The 13,797-nt window shown below is 64.9% G+C and carries 15 protein-coding genes; 7 read left to right on the top strand and 8 right to left on the bottom strand.

Annotated elements, in window-relative coordinates; translation table 11 throughout:
* Position 1 precedes the first annotated feature (1 nt).
* The 6 genes from modC to PRtIB026_RS18905 all read right to left on the bottom strand — a co-directional run bounded on the left by modC (position 2) and on the right by PRtIB026_RS18905 (position 4,224).
* Positions 2-1,093: a molybdenum ABC transporter ATP-binding protein gene (gene modC / locus PRtIB026_RS18930; RefSeq protein WP_203652303.1), complete on the bottom strand. Its 1,092-nt coding sequence runs from the start codon at positions 1,091-1,093 to the stop codon at positions 2-4.
* A 1-nt stretch (position 1,094) separates the two neighbouring features.
* On the bottom strand, positions 1,095-1,775 hold the full coding sequence (modB, locus tag PRtIB026_RS18925) for a molybdate ABC transporter permease subunit (RefSeq protein WP_203652304.1): 681 nt from the start codon (positions 1,773-1,775) through the stop codon (positions 1,095-1,097).
* Positions 1,775-2,533, bottom strand: a complete 759-nt coding sequence (gene modA, locus PRtIB026_RS18920) for a molybdate ABC transporter substrate-binding protein (RefSeq protein ID WP_203652305.1) — start codon at positions 2,531-2,533, stop codon at positions 1,775-1,777. Before modA ends, modB begins: the two co-directional genes overlap by 1 nt.
* A 103-nt stretch (positions 2,534-2,636) precedes the next feature.
* Positions 2,637-3,701: an NAD(P)H-dependent flavin oxidoreductase gene (locus PRtIB026_RS18915; RefSeq protein ID WP_203652306.1), complete on the bottom strand. Its 1,065-nt coding sequence runs from the start codon at positions 3,699-3,701 to the stop codon at positions 2,637-2,639.
* 34 nt (positions 3,702-3,735) lie between these two features.
* The gene (locus tag PRtIB026_RS18910) at positions 3,736-3,906 is read right to left on the bottom strand and encodes a hypothetical protein (protein WP_203652307.1); all 171 of its coding nucleotides are present in this window, start codon (positions 3,904-3,906) and stop codon (positions 3,736-3,738) included.
* A 15-nt stretch (positions 3,907-3,921) separates the two neighbouring features.
* The gene (locus tag PRtIB026_RS18905) at positions 3,922-4,224 is read right to left on the bottom strand and encodes a DUF1883 domain-containing protein (RefSeq protein ID WP_050706249.1); all 303 of its coding nucleotides are present in this window, start codon (positions 4,222-4,224) and stop codon (positions 3,922-3,924) included.
* A gap of 164 nt (positions 4,225-4,388) precedes the next feature.
* On the opposite strand from PRtIB026_RS18905, the gene PRtIB026_RS18900 reads away from it, so the two are divergent.
* The 7 genes from PRtIB026_RS18900 to ahpF all read left to right on the top strand — a co-directional run bounded on the left by PRtIB026_RS18900 (position 4,389) and on the right by ahpF (position 11,636).
* Positions 4,389-4,748 (top strand): hypothetical protein, encoded by a 360-nt coding sequence (locus PRtIB026_RS18900; protein WP_050706248.1) that lies wholly within the window; start codon positions 4,389-4,391, stop codon positions 4,746-4,748.
* 145 nt (positions 4,749-4,893) lie between these two features.
* Positions 4,894-5,544: a c-type cytochrome gene (locus PRtIB026_RS18895; RefSeq protein ID WP_203652308.1), complete on the top strand. Its 651-nt coding sequence runs from the start codon at positions 4,894-4,896 to the stop codon at positions 5,542-5,544.
* Positions 5,541-6,455, top strand: a complete 915-nt coding sequence (locus tag PRtIB026_RS18890; RefSeq protein ID WP_203652309.1) for a c-type cytochrome — start codon at positions 5,541-5,543, stop codon at positions 6,453-6,455. Before PRtIB026_RS18895 ends, PRtIB026_RS18890 begins: the two co-directional genes overlap by 4 nt.
* Before the next feature lie 232 nt (positions 6,456-6,687).
* Positions 6,688-7,527: a UTP--glucose-1-phosphate uridylyltransferase GalU gene (galU, locus tag PRtIB026_RS18885; protein ID WP_010223914.1), complete on the top strand. Its 840-nt coding sequence runs from the start codon at positions 6,688-6,690 to the stop codon at positions 7,525-7,527.
* A 94-nt stretch (positions 7,528-7,621) separates the two neighbouring features.
* Positions 7,622-8,977, top strand: coding sequence for a glutathione-disulfide reductase (gorA, locus tag PRtIB026_RS18880; RefSeq protein WP_203652310.1), 1,356 nt, complete (start codon positions 7,622-7,624; stop codon positions 8,975-8,977).
* 250 nt (positions 8,978-9,227) lie between these two features.
* Positions 9,228-9,791 carry an alkyl hydroperoxide reductase subunit C gene (gene ahpC / locus PRtIB026_RS18875; protein WP_008090543.1) on the top strand — a complete coding sequence of 188 codons (564 nt, stop codon included), beginning with the start codon at positions 9,228-9,230 and terminating at the stop codon, positions 9,789-9,791.
* A gap of 282 nt (positions 9,792-10,073) precedes the next feature.
* Positions 10,074-11,636: an alkyl hydroperoxide reductase subunit F gene (gene ahpF / locus PRtIB026_RS18870; RefSeq protein WP_203652311.1), complete on the top strand. Its 1,563-nt coding sequence runs from the start codon at positions 10,074-10,076 to the stop codon at positions 11,634-11,636.
* Positions 11,637-11,741: 105 nt separating this feature from the next.
* Here ahpF and PRtIB026_RS18865 read toward each other — a convergent pair whose 3' ends face one another.
* Both PRtIB026_RS18865 and dkgB read right to left on the bottom strand, forming a co-directional pair.
* On the bottom strand, positions 11,742-12,923 hold the full coding sequence (locus tag PRtIB026_RS18865; protein WP_203652312.1) for an MFS transporter: 1,182 nt from the start codon (positions 12,921-12,923) through the stop codon (positions 11,742-11,744).
* Positions 12,924-12,981: 58 nt separating this feature from the next.
* Positions 12,982-13,785 carry a 2,5-didehydrogluconate reductase DkgB gene (dkgB, locus tag PRtIB026_RS18860; protein ID WP_203652313.1) on the bottom strand — a complete coding sequence of 268 codons (804 nt, stop codon included), beginning with the start codon at positions 13,783-13,785 and terminating at the stop codon, positions 12,982-12,984.
* Positions 13,786-13,797 lie beyond the last annotated feature (12 nt).

Raw genomic sequence — 13,797 nt, 5'->3', positions numbered from 1 at the left:
CTCAACCCAGCAGCGCCACCGACTTGATCTGCGCCCACAGCATCTGGCCCGGCTGCACCGCGAGCTGGTCCGCCGAATAGCGGGTGATGCGCGCCAGCAGGGCGTTGCCGGCGGCATCCAGGCTGACCAGCACATGGGCCGGGTTGTCCGCCGGGCGGCACTCGCGGACCCGCACCGGCAGGCGGTTGAGGATGCTCGAGGCGCTGTCTGCGGTCAGTGCCAGGCTGACATCCCGGGCTTGTACCTTGAGGCGCAGGGTGCTGCCCATGTGCAGCCCGGGGTGGGCGATGCGCAAGCACTGGCCGTCACCGCCGGGCAGGCGCAGTTCGAACAGCTGGTAATGCGGGTCGTGGCCCACCACCACGCCTTCGAGCACCACGCCGGCATCTTCGCCCTGGGCCAGGGGCAGGTCGAGGCGCGCCAGGGTCTGGCCGATCGGCCCGCTGGCCACGGCCTTGCCCTGTTCGAGCAGGACCAGGTGGTCGGCCAGGCGCGCCACTTCGTCCTGGGCATGGCTGACGTAGATCAGCGGGATATCCAGTTCGTCGTGCAGGCGCTCCAGGTACGGCAGGATCTCGCGCTTGCGCGCGCTGTCGAGCGCGGCCAGCGGTTCGTCCATCAGCAACAGCCGTGGGCTGCTGAGCAGTGCCCGGGCGATGCCGACCCGCTGCGCCTCGCCACCGGACAGGGTCGCCGGCTTGCGCGCCAGCAGGTGGCCGATGCCCAGCAGCTGGCAGGCCTGTTCCTGGCTGATCTTGCGCGCCTCGGGGGCGATGCGACGCCAGCCGAACTCGAGATTGCCGCGCACCGACAGGTGCGGGAACAGGCTGGCTTCCTGGAACACGTAGCCGACCGGGCGCTGGTGCGGCGGGGTGAAATGCCCGCGCGCGCTGTCTTCCCAGACCTCGCCATTGACCTCGATGTAGGCGCTGGCGGCTCGCTCCAGGCCGGCCAGGCAGCGCAGGCACGAGGTCTTGCCCGAGCCGGAGTGGCCGAACAGGGCGCTGATGCCGCGTCCGGGCAGGTTCAGGTCGACGTCCAGGGTGAAGTCGTCGCGCGCCAGTTTCAGGCGCGCCTGTATCGATGCACTCATGTCAGCTCCAGCCAGCCTTGCCACGGCGGCCTGCATAGAGCATCAGCAGCACCAGGAACGAGAATACCAGCATGGCCCCGGCCAGCCAGTGCGCCTGGCTGTATTCCATGGCCTCGACGTGATCGAAGATCTGCACCGAGACCACGCGGGTCTTGTCGGGAATATTGCCGCCGATCATCAGCACCACGCCGAACTCGCCCACGGTGTGGGCGAAGCCGAGGATGCTGGCGGTGACGAAGCCGGGGCGCGCCAGTGGCAGCACCACGTGGATGAAGGTGTCCCAGGGGCTGGCGCGCAGGGTGGCGGCTACCTCCAGCGGGCGCTGGCCGATGGCGCCGAAGGCATTCTGCAACGGCTGCACCACGAAGGGCATGGAGTACACCACCGAGCCGATCACCAGCCCGGTGAAGCTGAACACCACGCTGCCCAGGCCCATGGCCTGGGTGGCCTGGCCGATCCAGCCATGAGGGCCAAGGGCCAACAGCAGGTAGAAGCCGATCACCGTCGGTGGCAGCACCAGGGGCAGGGCCACCACCGCGCCGATCGGCCCGCGCAGCCAGGAGCGGGTGCGCGCCAGCCACCAGGCGATGGGCGTGCCCAGCACCAGGAGGATGGCGGTGGTCAGGCTGGCCAGCTTGATGGTCAGCCAGATCGCGCCCAGGTCACTGGCGTCGAGCGGCATCAGAGCTCATAGCCGTAGGACTTGATCACCGCGGCGGCCTTAGGACCCTTGAGGTAGTCGACCAGGGCCTTGGCGGCCGGGTTGTCCTTGCCTTTGTTGAGGATCACCGCGTCCTGGCGGATCGGCTCATGCAACTCGGCGGGCACGATCCAGGCGGAGCCTTCGCTGACCTTGCCGTCCTTGTAGATCTGCGACAGGGCGACGAAGCCCAGCTCGGCATTGCCGGTGGACACGAACTGGAAGGCTTGGGTGATGTTCTGGCCTTCGACGATCTTCGCCTTGGTGGCCTCGGTCAGCTTCAGCTTGTCCAGCACCTGGGTGGCGGCCAGGCCGTAGGGAGCGGCCTTGGGGTTGGCGATGGACAGGTGCTTGTATTCGTTCTTCTTCAGCACTTCGCCCTTGGCGTCGACGTAGCCCGGCTTGGCCGACCACAGCGCCAGGGTGCCGATGGCGTAGGTGAAGCGCGAGCCCGCGACGATCTCTTTTTCCTGCTCGAGCTTGGCAGGGGTGCTGTCGTCGGCGGCGAGGAACACTTCGAACGGTGCGCCGTTCTTGATCTGTGCGTAGAACTGGCCGGTGGCGCCGTAGGCGGCGACCAGCTTGTGGCCGGTGTCCTTTTCGAAGTCCTTGGCGATGGCCTGGATCGGCGCTGTAAAGTTGGCCGCTACAGCGACCTGGACTTCATCGGCCTGGGCGGCATTGACGGTGATCAGGGTGGCCAGGGCACTGAAGGCCAGGTGGGACAGGCGAATACGCATGCAAACGGCTCCTAGGGACGGCGGGTTATCGTTATGGCTTGAACTATATAGCGATACGCCATCCGTCGGGAAGAGGGTGTCCGAATATTTCCTGATCTATGGGTCAGCTTTTTGTTGTCTGCCCGGCAATGGCCCGAGTCAGGTCGCCCGCCGGCATATGCCGCCCGAGGCGCAGCGCCTGTCCCGACCACAGGTTGCTGAAGTCGGCGTTGCCCTGTGGATCGGTGATCGCCCGCAGTGGCATCAGCGCGCCGCCGGCCAGCGGGAAGCGTGGGGCGAGGGGACTCATCGGCCCCAGTTCGCGCATCAGGCGGTTGTTGATGCCGCGGGCCGGACGACCGGTGAACAGGTTGGTCAGGGCGGTATCGCTGGCGGGCGCGCTGTCCAGGGCGTGGCGGTGCGCCGGGGACACCTTGGCCTCGGGGCAGAACAGGTAGGCGGTGCCCACCTGTACCGCCGAAGCGCCCAGGGCCAGGGCGGCGACCAGACCGCGATGATCGCCGACACCGCCCGCCGCGATCACCGGCACCTGCACCGCATCGACCACCTGGGGCACCAGGGCGAAGGTGCCGATCTGGCTGGTGATGTCGCTGCCGAGGAACATGCCGCGATGGCCGCCGGCCTCGTAGCCCATGGCGATGATCGCGTCGCAGCCGTGCTGCTCCAGCCACAGTGCTTCCTCCACCGTGGTGGCGCTGGACAGCACCTTGGCCCCGCTCGCCTTGACTCGCCGCAGCAGCTCGGGCGTCGGCAGACCGAAGTGGAAGCTGATCACCTCTGGGCGCAGTTCCTCCACCAGCCGGCAGCTCTGTTCGTCGAAGGGCGCACGATTGGACACCGGCGTTGGCGCCTCGAAGTCCGCGCCGACTTCCTCGTAATAGGGCTTGAGCGCCTGCTTCCAGCGGGCGTCGCGCTCGGGGTCGGGCGCCGGCGGCTGGTGACAGAAGAAGTTCAGGTTGAGCGGGCCCTGGCAGGCGGCACGAAAGGCCTCGATCTCGCCGCGCACCTGTTCGGCGGTGAGCATGGCGCAGGGCAGGGCGCCCAGGCCACCGGCGTTGCCCACGGCAATGGCCATGGCCGAACCGCTGGCGCCGGCCATGGGCGCCTGGAGAATGGGCAACTCGATACCCAGCAGGTCGAGGATGCGGCGGTCTTGCCAGGGGCTCATGGGCGACTCCTTGAGTGCGGGGCGTGCGGCGTGGTTACAAGGCCTTGCTGACCTGAATGTCGCTGATCTTGTCGGCGTCGTCGCCGTGGATCTTGCGCAGGGCTTGCTGCGCCTGCTCGAGGGAGGCATCGGGCATCAGGGCGAAGTCCCAGCGGCGTTCACCGTCGAGCTTGTACTTGATCACGTACTTGATGGTCTGGGTCATGCGGCTATCCGAGTGTTATCCGAGTTTCGACGACGAGCGACGGATGATCTTGATCTTGTGGCTGAGGGCCGGCTTGCGCGTCACCGAGATCGGGCGAGTGGTCACGGTATCGATGGTGATGTTCCAGAAACCGGTGCTGGGCACGGTGATCTTCGCCGGGAAGCGCTCGAAGTGACCACCGTGGTAGGTGTGGCGCCCGCCATTCTTGAAGCTGCGGAAGTTGGCGTCGTTCATCAGGCGGATGTTGCAGCGCTGGGAGCACTCGATGACGACGATGTCGTCCTCGTTCAGGTGCTCGCGCTGGTGTACGAATTTCATGGGGTGCTCCGCAAGGATTGGTTCAGCAAACGCGAAAGATACCACGATGTGAGGTTACACTTGCGCCCGGGCTGGCCAAGCCAAGGAGATTTCTGCCAGACGTGGGAGCAAAACCGCCTGGATGTGGTCAGAGGATGACTTTGAAGAAGCTGGAGACGATGTAGATGAAATGGGTAGCAGCAGCGGTGGCGCTGACGTTGGGTGGCTGTGTCAGCGTGACGGAGCTCGAGCAGTCCCACGCGACGCTGGATGTGATCTCCGGCAAGACGCCGCGCGAGTATGCCGACTGCGTCAAGCGCAAGCTGGCCGATACGCGTGATCCCTTGCAGGAAGAGGTGCGTGGCGATGGCTTGCGCCTGACCGTGCCGCAGAAGGTGTCGGCCGGCGTCGGCCCTGCGGCGCTGCTCGATATCGACAAGCGCGGCAGTGGCAGCGCGATCAAGGTGTACGAGCGGTTGAACAACTTCCCGCTGCGCCTGGGTGATGTGCGCACCTCGGCGACCCAGTGCATCTCCGGTTCTTGATCCAGCTCAGTTAATCGGCAATTAGCTGGCGGTTTGCCACTTTCCTTCCCGGTGACACGTTGTCGCACGTCGGGGAATAGGCCTAGTATTTCTGGGCTTATATCGTTTAAGCCTAAGCTTATAACAAGGAAATGGAGCCTCCGTGATGAAACCCCTGAGCCATGTCGTGATCGGCAGCCTGCTGATCTTGGCCTGGCCCTCGGCGCACGCTGCCGATGGCCAGAAAATCTTCAACCAGGGCGGGCAGAACCCCGCCGCCATGGCCTGCCTGGGCTGCCATGGTCCGGACGGCAAGGGTATCGCCGCCGCCGGTTTTCCCCGTCTTGCCGGCTTGCCTGCCGGCTATCTCAGCAAGCAATTGCATGACTTTCGTAACGGCAGCCGCAAGCAGGCGGTGATGGAACCGTTGGCCAAGGCCCTGGACGATGCCGAGATCGAAGCGGTCAGCGCCTACCTGGCCAAGCTGCCGGCCGATGCCGCGGCGGACACGCGCCGCCAGCAGATCGCCAACGATCCGGTGACCCGCCTGGCCATCTATGGCGACTGGAGCCGGTTGATCCCCGGTTGCGTGCAGTGCCACGGCCCGGGCGGCAGTGGCGTCGGTGAGCACTTCCCGCCACTGGCCGGACAACCCGCCGCTTATCTGGTGGCGCAACTCAATGCCTGGCGCGATGGCAGCCGCAGCAACGACCCCAACCAGTTGATGGTCAACGTGGCCAAGGCAATGACCGACGCCGAGGTCAAGGCGGTTGCCGACTATTTCGCCCAACCGGCCAGCCAGGAGGTCAAGCCATGAAAGTCCTGATGCCAACCCTGCTGCTGGTGGCGATGGGCACTGCCCAGGCCGCGCCCATCGCCATGGAAGACCAGTCCCAGCTCAAGGTCCCGGGTGTGCAGGCTGCCCCGCAGTTCGTGCCGCCTGCGGAAAGCGCGATCCCGGACAACGCCTTTGGCAAGATGATTCGTGAAGGCCACGCCCTGTTTGTCGATACCCGCCGGCTGATGCCCGAAGCGGTCGGCAACGGCTTGAACTGCAGCAACTGCCACCTCGACCAGGGGCGCCTGGCGCATTCCGCGCCGCTGTGGGGGGCGTACCCGATGTATCCGGCGTATCGCAAGAAGAACGACAAGGTCAACACCTTCGCCGAGCGTATCCAGGGCTGCTTTACCTTCAGCATGAACGGCAAGCCGCCGGCGGCCGACAGCCCGCAGATGACCGCCTTGAGCGTTTACGCCTACTGGCTGTCGACCCAGGCGCCGACCGGTGTGGAGATCGCCGGTCGTGGCTACCCGGAAGTGCCCAAGCCCGAAGGCGGTTACGACTTCAAGCGCGGCAAGCAGGTGTACGACGAGCAATGCGCGATCTGCCACGGCGGCAATGGCGAAGGGCAGAAGGTGGCCGGGGAGTACGTGATGCCGCCGCTGTGGGGCAAGGATTCCTATAACTGGGGCGCCGGCATGCACCGGATCAATACCGCGGCGTCGTTCATCAAATACAACATGCCACTGGGCAAGCCCGGCAGCCTGAGCGACCAGCAGGCGTGGGACGTGGCGGCGTGGATCAACCGCCATGAGCGGCCGCAGGATCCGCGGCTGGTCGAAGGCTCGATCGAGAAGACCCGGCTGAAGTTCCATGCCAACGACGGGGTCAACCTGTACGGGCAGAAAGTTGATGGCGTGTTGATCGGGCAGGGGATCGGCGGTTGAGCTGAAACCCTCGCGGGGCAAGCCCGCTCCCACGCCCAGCAAGGGATGATCGTGGGGGCGGGCCCGCCAAGCGATGATGTCGCCGGTCGCCTGAAATTCACGGCCTGGCGGAACTATCTACACTGGAATGTCTCTATGATGGCATCGGCCAGCGCGGGGGGCATTGTAAGGTGACCGCCGCCTGATTAGACTGCGCCGAATTTCGTACGCAAAGCCCTTGTTAAGGACGTATATGATCAAGAAATGCTTGTTCCCGGCAGCCGGTTACGGCACCCGCTTCCTGCCCGCTACCAAAGCCATGCCCAAGGAAATGCTGCCGGTGGTCAACAAGCCACTGATCCAGTATGGCGTTGAAGAAGCGCTGGACGCCGGCCTCAACGAGATCTCCATCGTCACCGGCCGTGGCAAGCGTGCCCTGGAAGACCACTTCGACATCAGCTACGAGCTGGAAAACCAGATCAAGGGTACCGACAAGGAGAAATACCTGGTCGGCATCCGTCGTCTGCTCGACGAGTGCTCGTTCTCCTACACCCGCCAGACCGAGATGAAAGGCCTGGGTCACGCGATCCTCACCGGTCGTCCGCTGATCGGCGACGAGCCGTTCGCCGTGGTGCTGGCCGACGACCTGTGCGTCAACCTCGAAGGTGACGGCGTACTCAAGCAGATGGTCAAGCTGTACAAGCAGTACCGCTGCACCATCGTGGCGATCATGGAAGTCGACCCTCAGGAAACCAGCAAGTACGGCGTGATCGCCGGTGACCTGATTGGTGACGACCTGTACCGCGTACGCAACATGGTCGAGAAGCCAAAGCCTGAAGATGCACCGTCGAACCTGGCGATCATCGGTCGCTACATCATGACCCCGGACATCTTCAAGCTGATCGAAGAAACCGAGCCGGGCAAGGGCGGTGAAATCCAGATCACCGACGCCCTGATGAAGCAGGCCCAGGACGGCTGCGTCATCGCCTACAAGTTCAAGGGCAAGCGTTTCGACTGCGGTGGCGCCGAAGGCTACATCGAGGCGACCAACTTCTGCTTCGAGAACTTCTACAAGACCGGCAAGGCTTACTGAGTCCCCGGCGTTGTAAAAAGCCACCTTCGGGTGGCTTTTTTGTTTGCGGCGGCCAACGGCGCTATGCTGGGCGCCTGCCCAGGAGACTGAATACATGGCTTACGATTTTGATCTGTTCGTGATTGGCGCCGGTTCCGGCGGTGTGCGCGCGGCGCGTTTTGCTGCGGGTTTCGGCGCAAAAGTGGCGGTGGCCGAGAGCCGCTACCTCGGCGGCACCTGCGTCAATGTCGGCTGCGTACCGAAGAAACTGCTGGTGTACGGCGCCCATGTCGCCGACGAACTGGAACAGGCTGCAGGTTTCGGCTGGACCCTGGAAGAGGGCCACTTCGACTGGGGCACGCTGATCGCCAACAAGAACCGCGAGATCGAGCGCCTCAACGGCATCTACCGCAACTTGCTGGTCAACAGCGGCGTCACCCTGTTGCAGGGCCACGCCCGCATCACCGGCGCCAATGAGGTGGAGGTCGAGGGCCAGCGCTACAGTGCCGCCAACATCCTCATCGCTACCGGCGGCTGGCCGCAGGTGCCGGACATTCCGGGCAAGGAACTGGCCATCACGTCCAACGAGGCGTTCTACCTCAAGCAACTGCCGCGACGCGTGCTGGTGGTGGGCGGTGGTTACATCGCCGTGGAGTTCGCCGGGATCTTCCAGGGCCTGGGCGCCGACACCACGCTGCTGTATCGGGGCGATCTGTTCCTGCGCGGTTTCGACGGCTCGGTGCGCACGCACCTGAAGGAAGAACTGGAAAAACGCGGCATGGACCTGCAATTCAACGCCGACATCCAGCGTATCGACAAGCTTGCGGACGGCAGCCTCAAGGCCACCCTCAAGGATGGTCGCGAGCTGGTCGCCGATTGCGTGTTCTACGCCACCGGCCGTCGGCCGATGCTGGACAACCTGGGCCTGGAGAACACCGGCGTGGAGCTGGACGAGCGCGGTTACATTCGCGTGGACCAGCAGTACCAGACCACCGCCCCGTCGATCCTGGCCATCGGCGACGTGATCGGCCGCGTGCAACTGACCCCGGTGGCGCTGGCCGAAGGCATGGCCGTGGCCCGCCGCCTGTTCAAGCCCGAGCAGTACCGCACGGTCGACTACCAGAACATTCCGACCGCAGTGTTCAGCCAGCCGCCAATCGGCACCGTGGGCCTGACCGAGGAGCAGGCGCTGGCCGCCGGGCACAAGGTGCAGATCTTCGAGAGCCGCTTCCGGGCGATGAAGCTGACCCTGACCGATATCCAGGAAAAGACCCTGATGAAGCTGGTGGTCGATGCCGACACCGACAAGGTGCTGGGCTGCCACATGGTCGGGCCGGATGCCGGCGAGATCATCCAGGGCCTGGGGATCGCCTTGAAGGCCGGGGCGACCAAGCAGCAGTTCGACGAGACCATCGGCGTGCACCCGACCGCCGCCGAAGAGTTCGTGACCATGCGCACCGTCACCCGCTAATTGTCGGGGCCTATTCGCGGGTAAACCCGCTCCCACAAAGGTATGCATGGAACCTGTGGGAGCGGGTTTACCCGCGAAGAGGTCAGCACGGCCGGCGCAATCCTTTGCTCAGCCCAATCCCTTCTATTAATAATCCCGCCTTATAGCCAAAACCAATCACCAGCATGAGCTTTGCCAATGAGCCTTCGAGGGGACCAGCGGTTAGGATTCTCTCCGTCAACCGAATTCAACCCATGAAGGAGCGTCTCTCATGCCAATCATCAACAGCCAGGTCAAACCGTTCAACGCCACTGCTTTCCACAATGGCGAATTCGTCCAGGTCAGCGAAGCCGACCTGAAAGGCAAGTGGTCCGTCGTGTTCTTCTACCCGGCCGACTTCACCTTCGTCTGCCCGACCGAACTGGGTGACCTTGCTGACAACTACGCCGAGTTCCAGAAGCTGGGCGTGGAAATCTACGGTGTGTCCACCGACACCCACTTCACCCACAAAGCCTGGCACGACACCTCGGACACCATCGGCAAGATCAAGTACCCGCTGATCGGTGACCCGACCCACGTCATCTCGCGCAACTTCGACGTGCTGATCGAAGAAGCCGGCCTGGCCGATCGCGGTACCTTCGTGATCAACCCGGAAGGTCAGATCAAGATCGTCGAAATCAACGACGGCGGTGTAGGCCGTGACGCCAGCGAACTGCTGCGCAAGGTCAAGGCTGCCCAGTACGTTGCCGCCCACCCAGGTGAAGTCTGCCCGGCCAAGTGGAAAGAAGGCGAAGCCACTCTCGCTCCGTCCCTGGACCTGGTCGGCAAGATCTAATTTTCGTCCGATAAGCGCCTGCGCGACGACCATGCTGCGTTGAAAACAGGCTCGGAATGCTCATTTGCAACCAGCAAAGTCGAGCGCGACTCCGACCGTTCCTCGCCTGTTTTCGCCTTGCCTGATCGCCGCGCAGTCACTTCTCGAACGAAAATCCGATTATGCGCCAATCGCGGGCGGTAGACAGCCGCCAAAGCTGAAGTAGTTACCGCCCCGTAAAAACGCCCGGGCGATCTCGCCTGGGCGTTTTTGTATCCGAGTTTTGAAAAAGGAATCGCCCGTATGTTGGACGCCACGCTTAAATCGCAACTGAAAACCTACCTGGAGCGGGTCACCCAGCCGATCGAGATCGTTGCCTCCCTCGACGACGGCGCGAAGTCCCGCGAACTGCACGACCTGCTGGTGGAAATCGCCGGCCTGTCGAACCTCATTACCTTCAGCGCGGATGGCAACGACGCCCGTCGTCCTTCGTTCTCGCTGAACCGCCCTGGCGCGGATATCAGCCTGCGTTTCGCCGGCATCCCCATGGGCCACGAATTCACCTCCCTGGTGCTGGCGCTGCTGCAGGTCGGCGGCCACCCCTCCAAGGCCAGTGCCGAAGTGATCGAGCAGATCCAGGCGCTGGAGGGCGAATTCACCTTCGAAACCTACTTCTCGCTGTCGTGCCAGAACTGCCCGGACGTGGTCCAGGCGTTGAACCTGATGGCGGTGCTCAACCCCAATGTGCGCCACGTCGCCATCGATGGCGCGCTGTTCCAGGATGAAGTCGAAGCCCGCAAGGTCATGGCGGTGCCGAGCATCTACCTGAACGGCGAAGTGTTCGGCCAGGGCCGCATGGGCCTGGAAGAGATCCTCGGCAAGATCGACACCAATGCCGGCGCTCGCCAGGCCGAGAAGATCAACGCCAAGGACGCCTTCGACGTGCTGGTGGTCGGGGGTGGCCCGGCTGGCGCCGCCGCGGCGATCTACGCCGCCCGTAAAGGCATTCGCACCGGTGTCGCCGCCGAGCGCTTTGGCGGCCAGGTGCTCGACACCCTGGCGATCGAGAACTTCATCTCGGTGCAGGAGACCGAAGGGCCTAAGCTGGCCACGGCCCTGGAAGAGCATGTCAAGCAGTACGACGTCGACATCATGAACCTGCAGCGCGGCGAAGCGCTGATCCCGGCCACCGATGGTGGCCTGCATGAAGTACGCCTGGCCGGCGGCGCCTCGCTCAAGGCCAAGACCGTGATCCTCGCCACCGGCGCCCGCTGGCGTGAAATGAACGTGCCGGGCGAGCAGCAATACCGCGCCCGTGGCGTGGCCTACTGCCCGCACTGCGACGGCCCGCTGTTCAAGGGCAAGCGCGTGGCGGTGATCGGTGGTGGCAACTCCGGCGTGGAAGCGGCCATCGACCTGGCCGGCGTGGTCGCCCAGGTGACCCTGATCGAGTTCGACAGCCAGCTGCGCGCCGATGCCGTGCTGCAGCGCAAGCTGCACAGCCTGCCGAACGTCAAGGTGATCACCAGCGCGCTGACCACCGAAGTGGTCGGCGATGGCGAGAAGGTCACCGGCCTGCGCTACAAGGACCGCACCAGCGACACGCTGCATGACCTGGCGCTGGAAGGCATCTTCGTGCAGATCGGCCTGCTGCCGAACACCGATTGGCTCAAGGGCACGGTGGAGCTTTCGCCGCGTGGCGAGATCATCGTCGATGCCAAGGGCCAGACCAGCATCCCCGGCGTGTTCGCCGCCGGCGACGTGACCACGGTGCCGTACAAGCAGATCGTCATCGCCGTGGGCGAGGGCGCCAAGGCGTCGCTGGCGGCCTTTGATCACCTGATCCGCACTTCGGCGCCGGCCTGACGGCAGCGGGGTGTAAACGTGAAACCGCCGCCATTCCTTCGGGGATGGCGGCGTTCTTGTGTTGGGGCTATCGCGGGCAAGCTCGCCCCATGTGGGTGATCCCGGTCAGGCTGGATTACTCAGCGCCTCGTCGGCGGCCTTGCCGCGCCCGCCCAGCCACACCAGCAGCAACCCGGTCGCCGCCAGCAGGCCACCGGCCATCGGCACCGCCGCATAGCCTAGGTCCAGGCTGATCACCGCGCCACCCAGGGCGGCGCCGACGGCATTGCCCAGGTTGAATGCACCCACGTTGATCGATGACGCCAGCCCCGGAGCCTCGGCTGCGGCGATCATCACTCGCATCTGCAGCGGCGGCACCACGGCGAAGGTGAACATCCCCCACACCAGCAAGGCCAGCGCGGCGCCGACATGGCTGCCCAACACCAGCGGCATCAGCAGCATGATCGCCGCCAACGCGCCGAGGAAGATCCGCGCGGCGCCGTCCAGCGACCAGTCGGCCAGCTTGCCGCCCAGGCTGTTGCCGAGGGTGAAGCCGACGCCGATCAGCACCAGGCCGAGGGTGACGAAACTGTCGGAGGCGCCGGTCAGTTCGGCGAGCACCGGGGCGACATAGGTGTACAGGGTGAACATCGCGCCGGCGCCCAGTACCGTGGTGGCCATGGCCAGCAGCACGTTGGGGCGGGCGATCACCGCCAGTTCCTTGCGCACATGGGGCACGCTGCCGCGCTCGCCCTTGGGCAGGGCGTACCACAGCGCCGCGATGGCCAGCACGCCGAGCACCGCGGTGCCGGCGAAGGCCATGCGCCAGCCGACCTGCTGGCCGAGCCAGGTGGCGGCTGGCACGCCGCCGATGTTGGCGATGGTCAGGCCCATGAACATGGTGGCCACGGCGCTGGCCTGCTTGTCCCGGGGCACCACGCTGGCGGCCACCACCGCGCCCAGGCCGAAGAAGGCGCCGTGGTTGAGGCTGGTGATCAGGCGCGAGAGCAGCAGGGTGTAGTAGTCCGGCGACAGGGCCGAGAGCAAGTTGCCGACGGTGAAGATGCCCATCAGCATCATCAGCGCGGCACGCTTGCCGAAGCGGCTGAACAGCAAGGTCATGATCGGCGCGCCGACCATCACGCCGATGGCATAGGCGGTGATCAGCATGCCCGCGCTGGGGATGCTGGCACCGACGCCATCGGCGATCACCGGCAACAGGCCCATGGGGGTGAACTCGGTGGTGCCGATGCCGAAGGCGCCGATGGCCAGGGCGAACAGCACCCGTTTGGGGGAAAGCGTGCTCATTGGGAGCTCCGAAAAAGCGGTTGAGAGCGGGGCGGTGGGCCTCCATGCCCGAAGGATATCAGTCCCAGGCTGGCGCCAGGCCGTCCGGGCTGACTTCGCGGCCGTTGCGCTCCAGGGTGGCGATGCGCGCCATGTCGTCGGCGTCAAGGCGCAGGCTGCGGGCAAGCAGGTTGCTGGCCAGGTTCTCGCGTTTGGTGGACGACGGGATAACCGCATAGCCCAGTTGCAATGCCCAGGCCAGGGCCACCTGGGCCACGGTGGCCTTGTGCTTGGCGGCGATCTCGGTCAGCAGCGGATCCTTCAGCACCTTGCCGTAGGCCAGGGTCATGTAGGAGGTGGTAGTGATGCCCTGCTCCTGGAGGAAGGCAGTCAGCTTGCTGTTTTGCAGGTACGGGCTGAGTTCGATCTGGTTGGTGGCGATCTCGCCCTGGCCGACCACGGCGATGGCCTGGCGGGTCAGCTCGATATTGAAGTTGGAGATGCCGATCTGGCGGGTCAGGCCCTGGCGCTTGGCGTCGGCCAGCGCCTGCATGTATTCGGGCAGCTCGACGCCGTTGCCCGGCGCCGGCCAGTGGATCAGCAGCAGGTCGACATGGTCGGTGCGCAGTTTGGCCAGGCTCTCGCGCAGGCTGGGGATCAGTTTGTCGGCGGCGTAGTGGTCGACCCAGATCTTGGTGGTGATGAACAGCTCGTCGCGCGGCACGCCGCTTTCGGCGATGGCCTGGCCGACCTCGGCCTCGTTCTTGTAGATCTGCGCGGTGTCGATGGCGCGGTAGCCCAGCGCCAGCGCCGACTTGACCGAATCGATGACGGCCTGGCCGGTGAGGCGGAAGGTACCCAGGCCAAAGGATGGAATGCTCATGCAACTGCTCCT

The organism is Pseudomonas sp. RtIB026 (assembly GCF_016861355.2).
GTDB lineage: Bacteria > Pseudomonadota > Gammaproteobacteria > Pseudomonadales > Pseudomonadaceae > Aquipseudomonas > Aquipseudomonas peradeniyensis.
Note: the sequence above shows the minus strand (reverse complement) of the source record. Positions and strands in the feature narration are given on the sequence as shown.

Bases quoted from the DNA above. Each gene is read 5' to 3' on its own strand.
- modC (WP_203652303.1), bottom strand. From the start codon at position 1,093: ATGAGTGCATCGATACAGGCGCGCCTGAAACTGGCGCGCGACGACTTC.
- modB (WP_203652304.1), bottom strand. From the start codon at position 1,775: ATGCCGCTCGACGCCAGTGACCTGGGCGCGATCTGGCTGACCATCAAG.
- modA (WP_203652305.1), bottom strand. From the start codon at position 2,533: ATGCGTATTCGCCTGTCCCACCTGGCCTTCAGTGCCCTGGCCACCCTG.
- PRtIB026_RS18915 (WP_203652306.1), bottom strand. From the start codon at position 3,701: ATGAGCCCCTGGCAAGACCGCCGCATCCTCGACCTGCTGGGTATCGAG.
- PRtIB026_RS18910 (WP_203652307.1), bottom strand. From the start codon at position 3,906: ATGACCCAGACCATCAAGTACGTGATCAAGTACAAGCTCGACGGTGAA.
- PRtIB026_RS18905 (WP_050706249.1), bottom strand. From the start codon at position 4,224: ATGAAATTCGTACACCAGCGCGAGCACCTGAACGAGGACGACATCGTC.
- PRtIB026_RS18900 (WP_050706248.1), top strand. From the start codon at position 4,389: ATGAAATGGGTAGCAGCAGCGGTGGCGCTGACGTTGGGTGGCTGTGTC.
- PRtIB026_RS18895 (WP_203652308.1), top strand. From the start codon at position 4,894: ATGAAACCCCTGAGCCATGTCGTGATCGGCAGCCTGCTGATCTTGGCC.
- PRtIB026_RS18890 (WP_203652309.1), top strand. From the start codon at position 5,541: ATGAAAGTCCTGATGCCAACCCTGCTGCTGGTGGCGATGGGCACTGCC.
- galU (WP_010223914.1), top strand. From the start codon at position 6,688: ATGATCAAGAAATGCTTGTTCCCGGCAGCCGGTTACGGCACCCGCTTC.
- gorA (WP_203652310.1), top strand. From the start codon at position 7,622: ATGGCTTACGATTTTGATCTGTTCGTGATTGGCGCCGGTTCCGGCGGT.
- ahpC (WP_008090543.1), top strand. From the start codon at position 9,228: ATGCCAATCATCAACAGCCAGGTCAAACCGTTCAACGCCACTGCTTTC.
- ahpF (WP_203652311.1), top strand. From the start codon at position 10,074: ATGTTGGACGCCACGCTTAAATCGCAACTGAAAACCTACCTGGAGCGG.
- PRtIB026_RS18865 (WP_203652312.1), bottom strand. From the start codon at position 12,923: ATGAGCACGCTTTCCCCCAAACGGGTGCTGTTCGCCCTGGCCATCGGC.
- dkgB (WP_203652313.1), bottom strand. From the start codon at position 13,785: ATGAGCATTCCATCCTTTGGCCTGGGTACCTTCCGCCTCACCGGCCAG.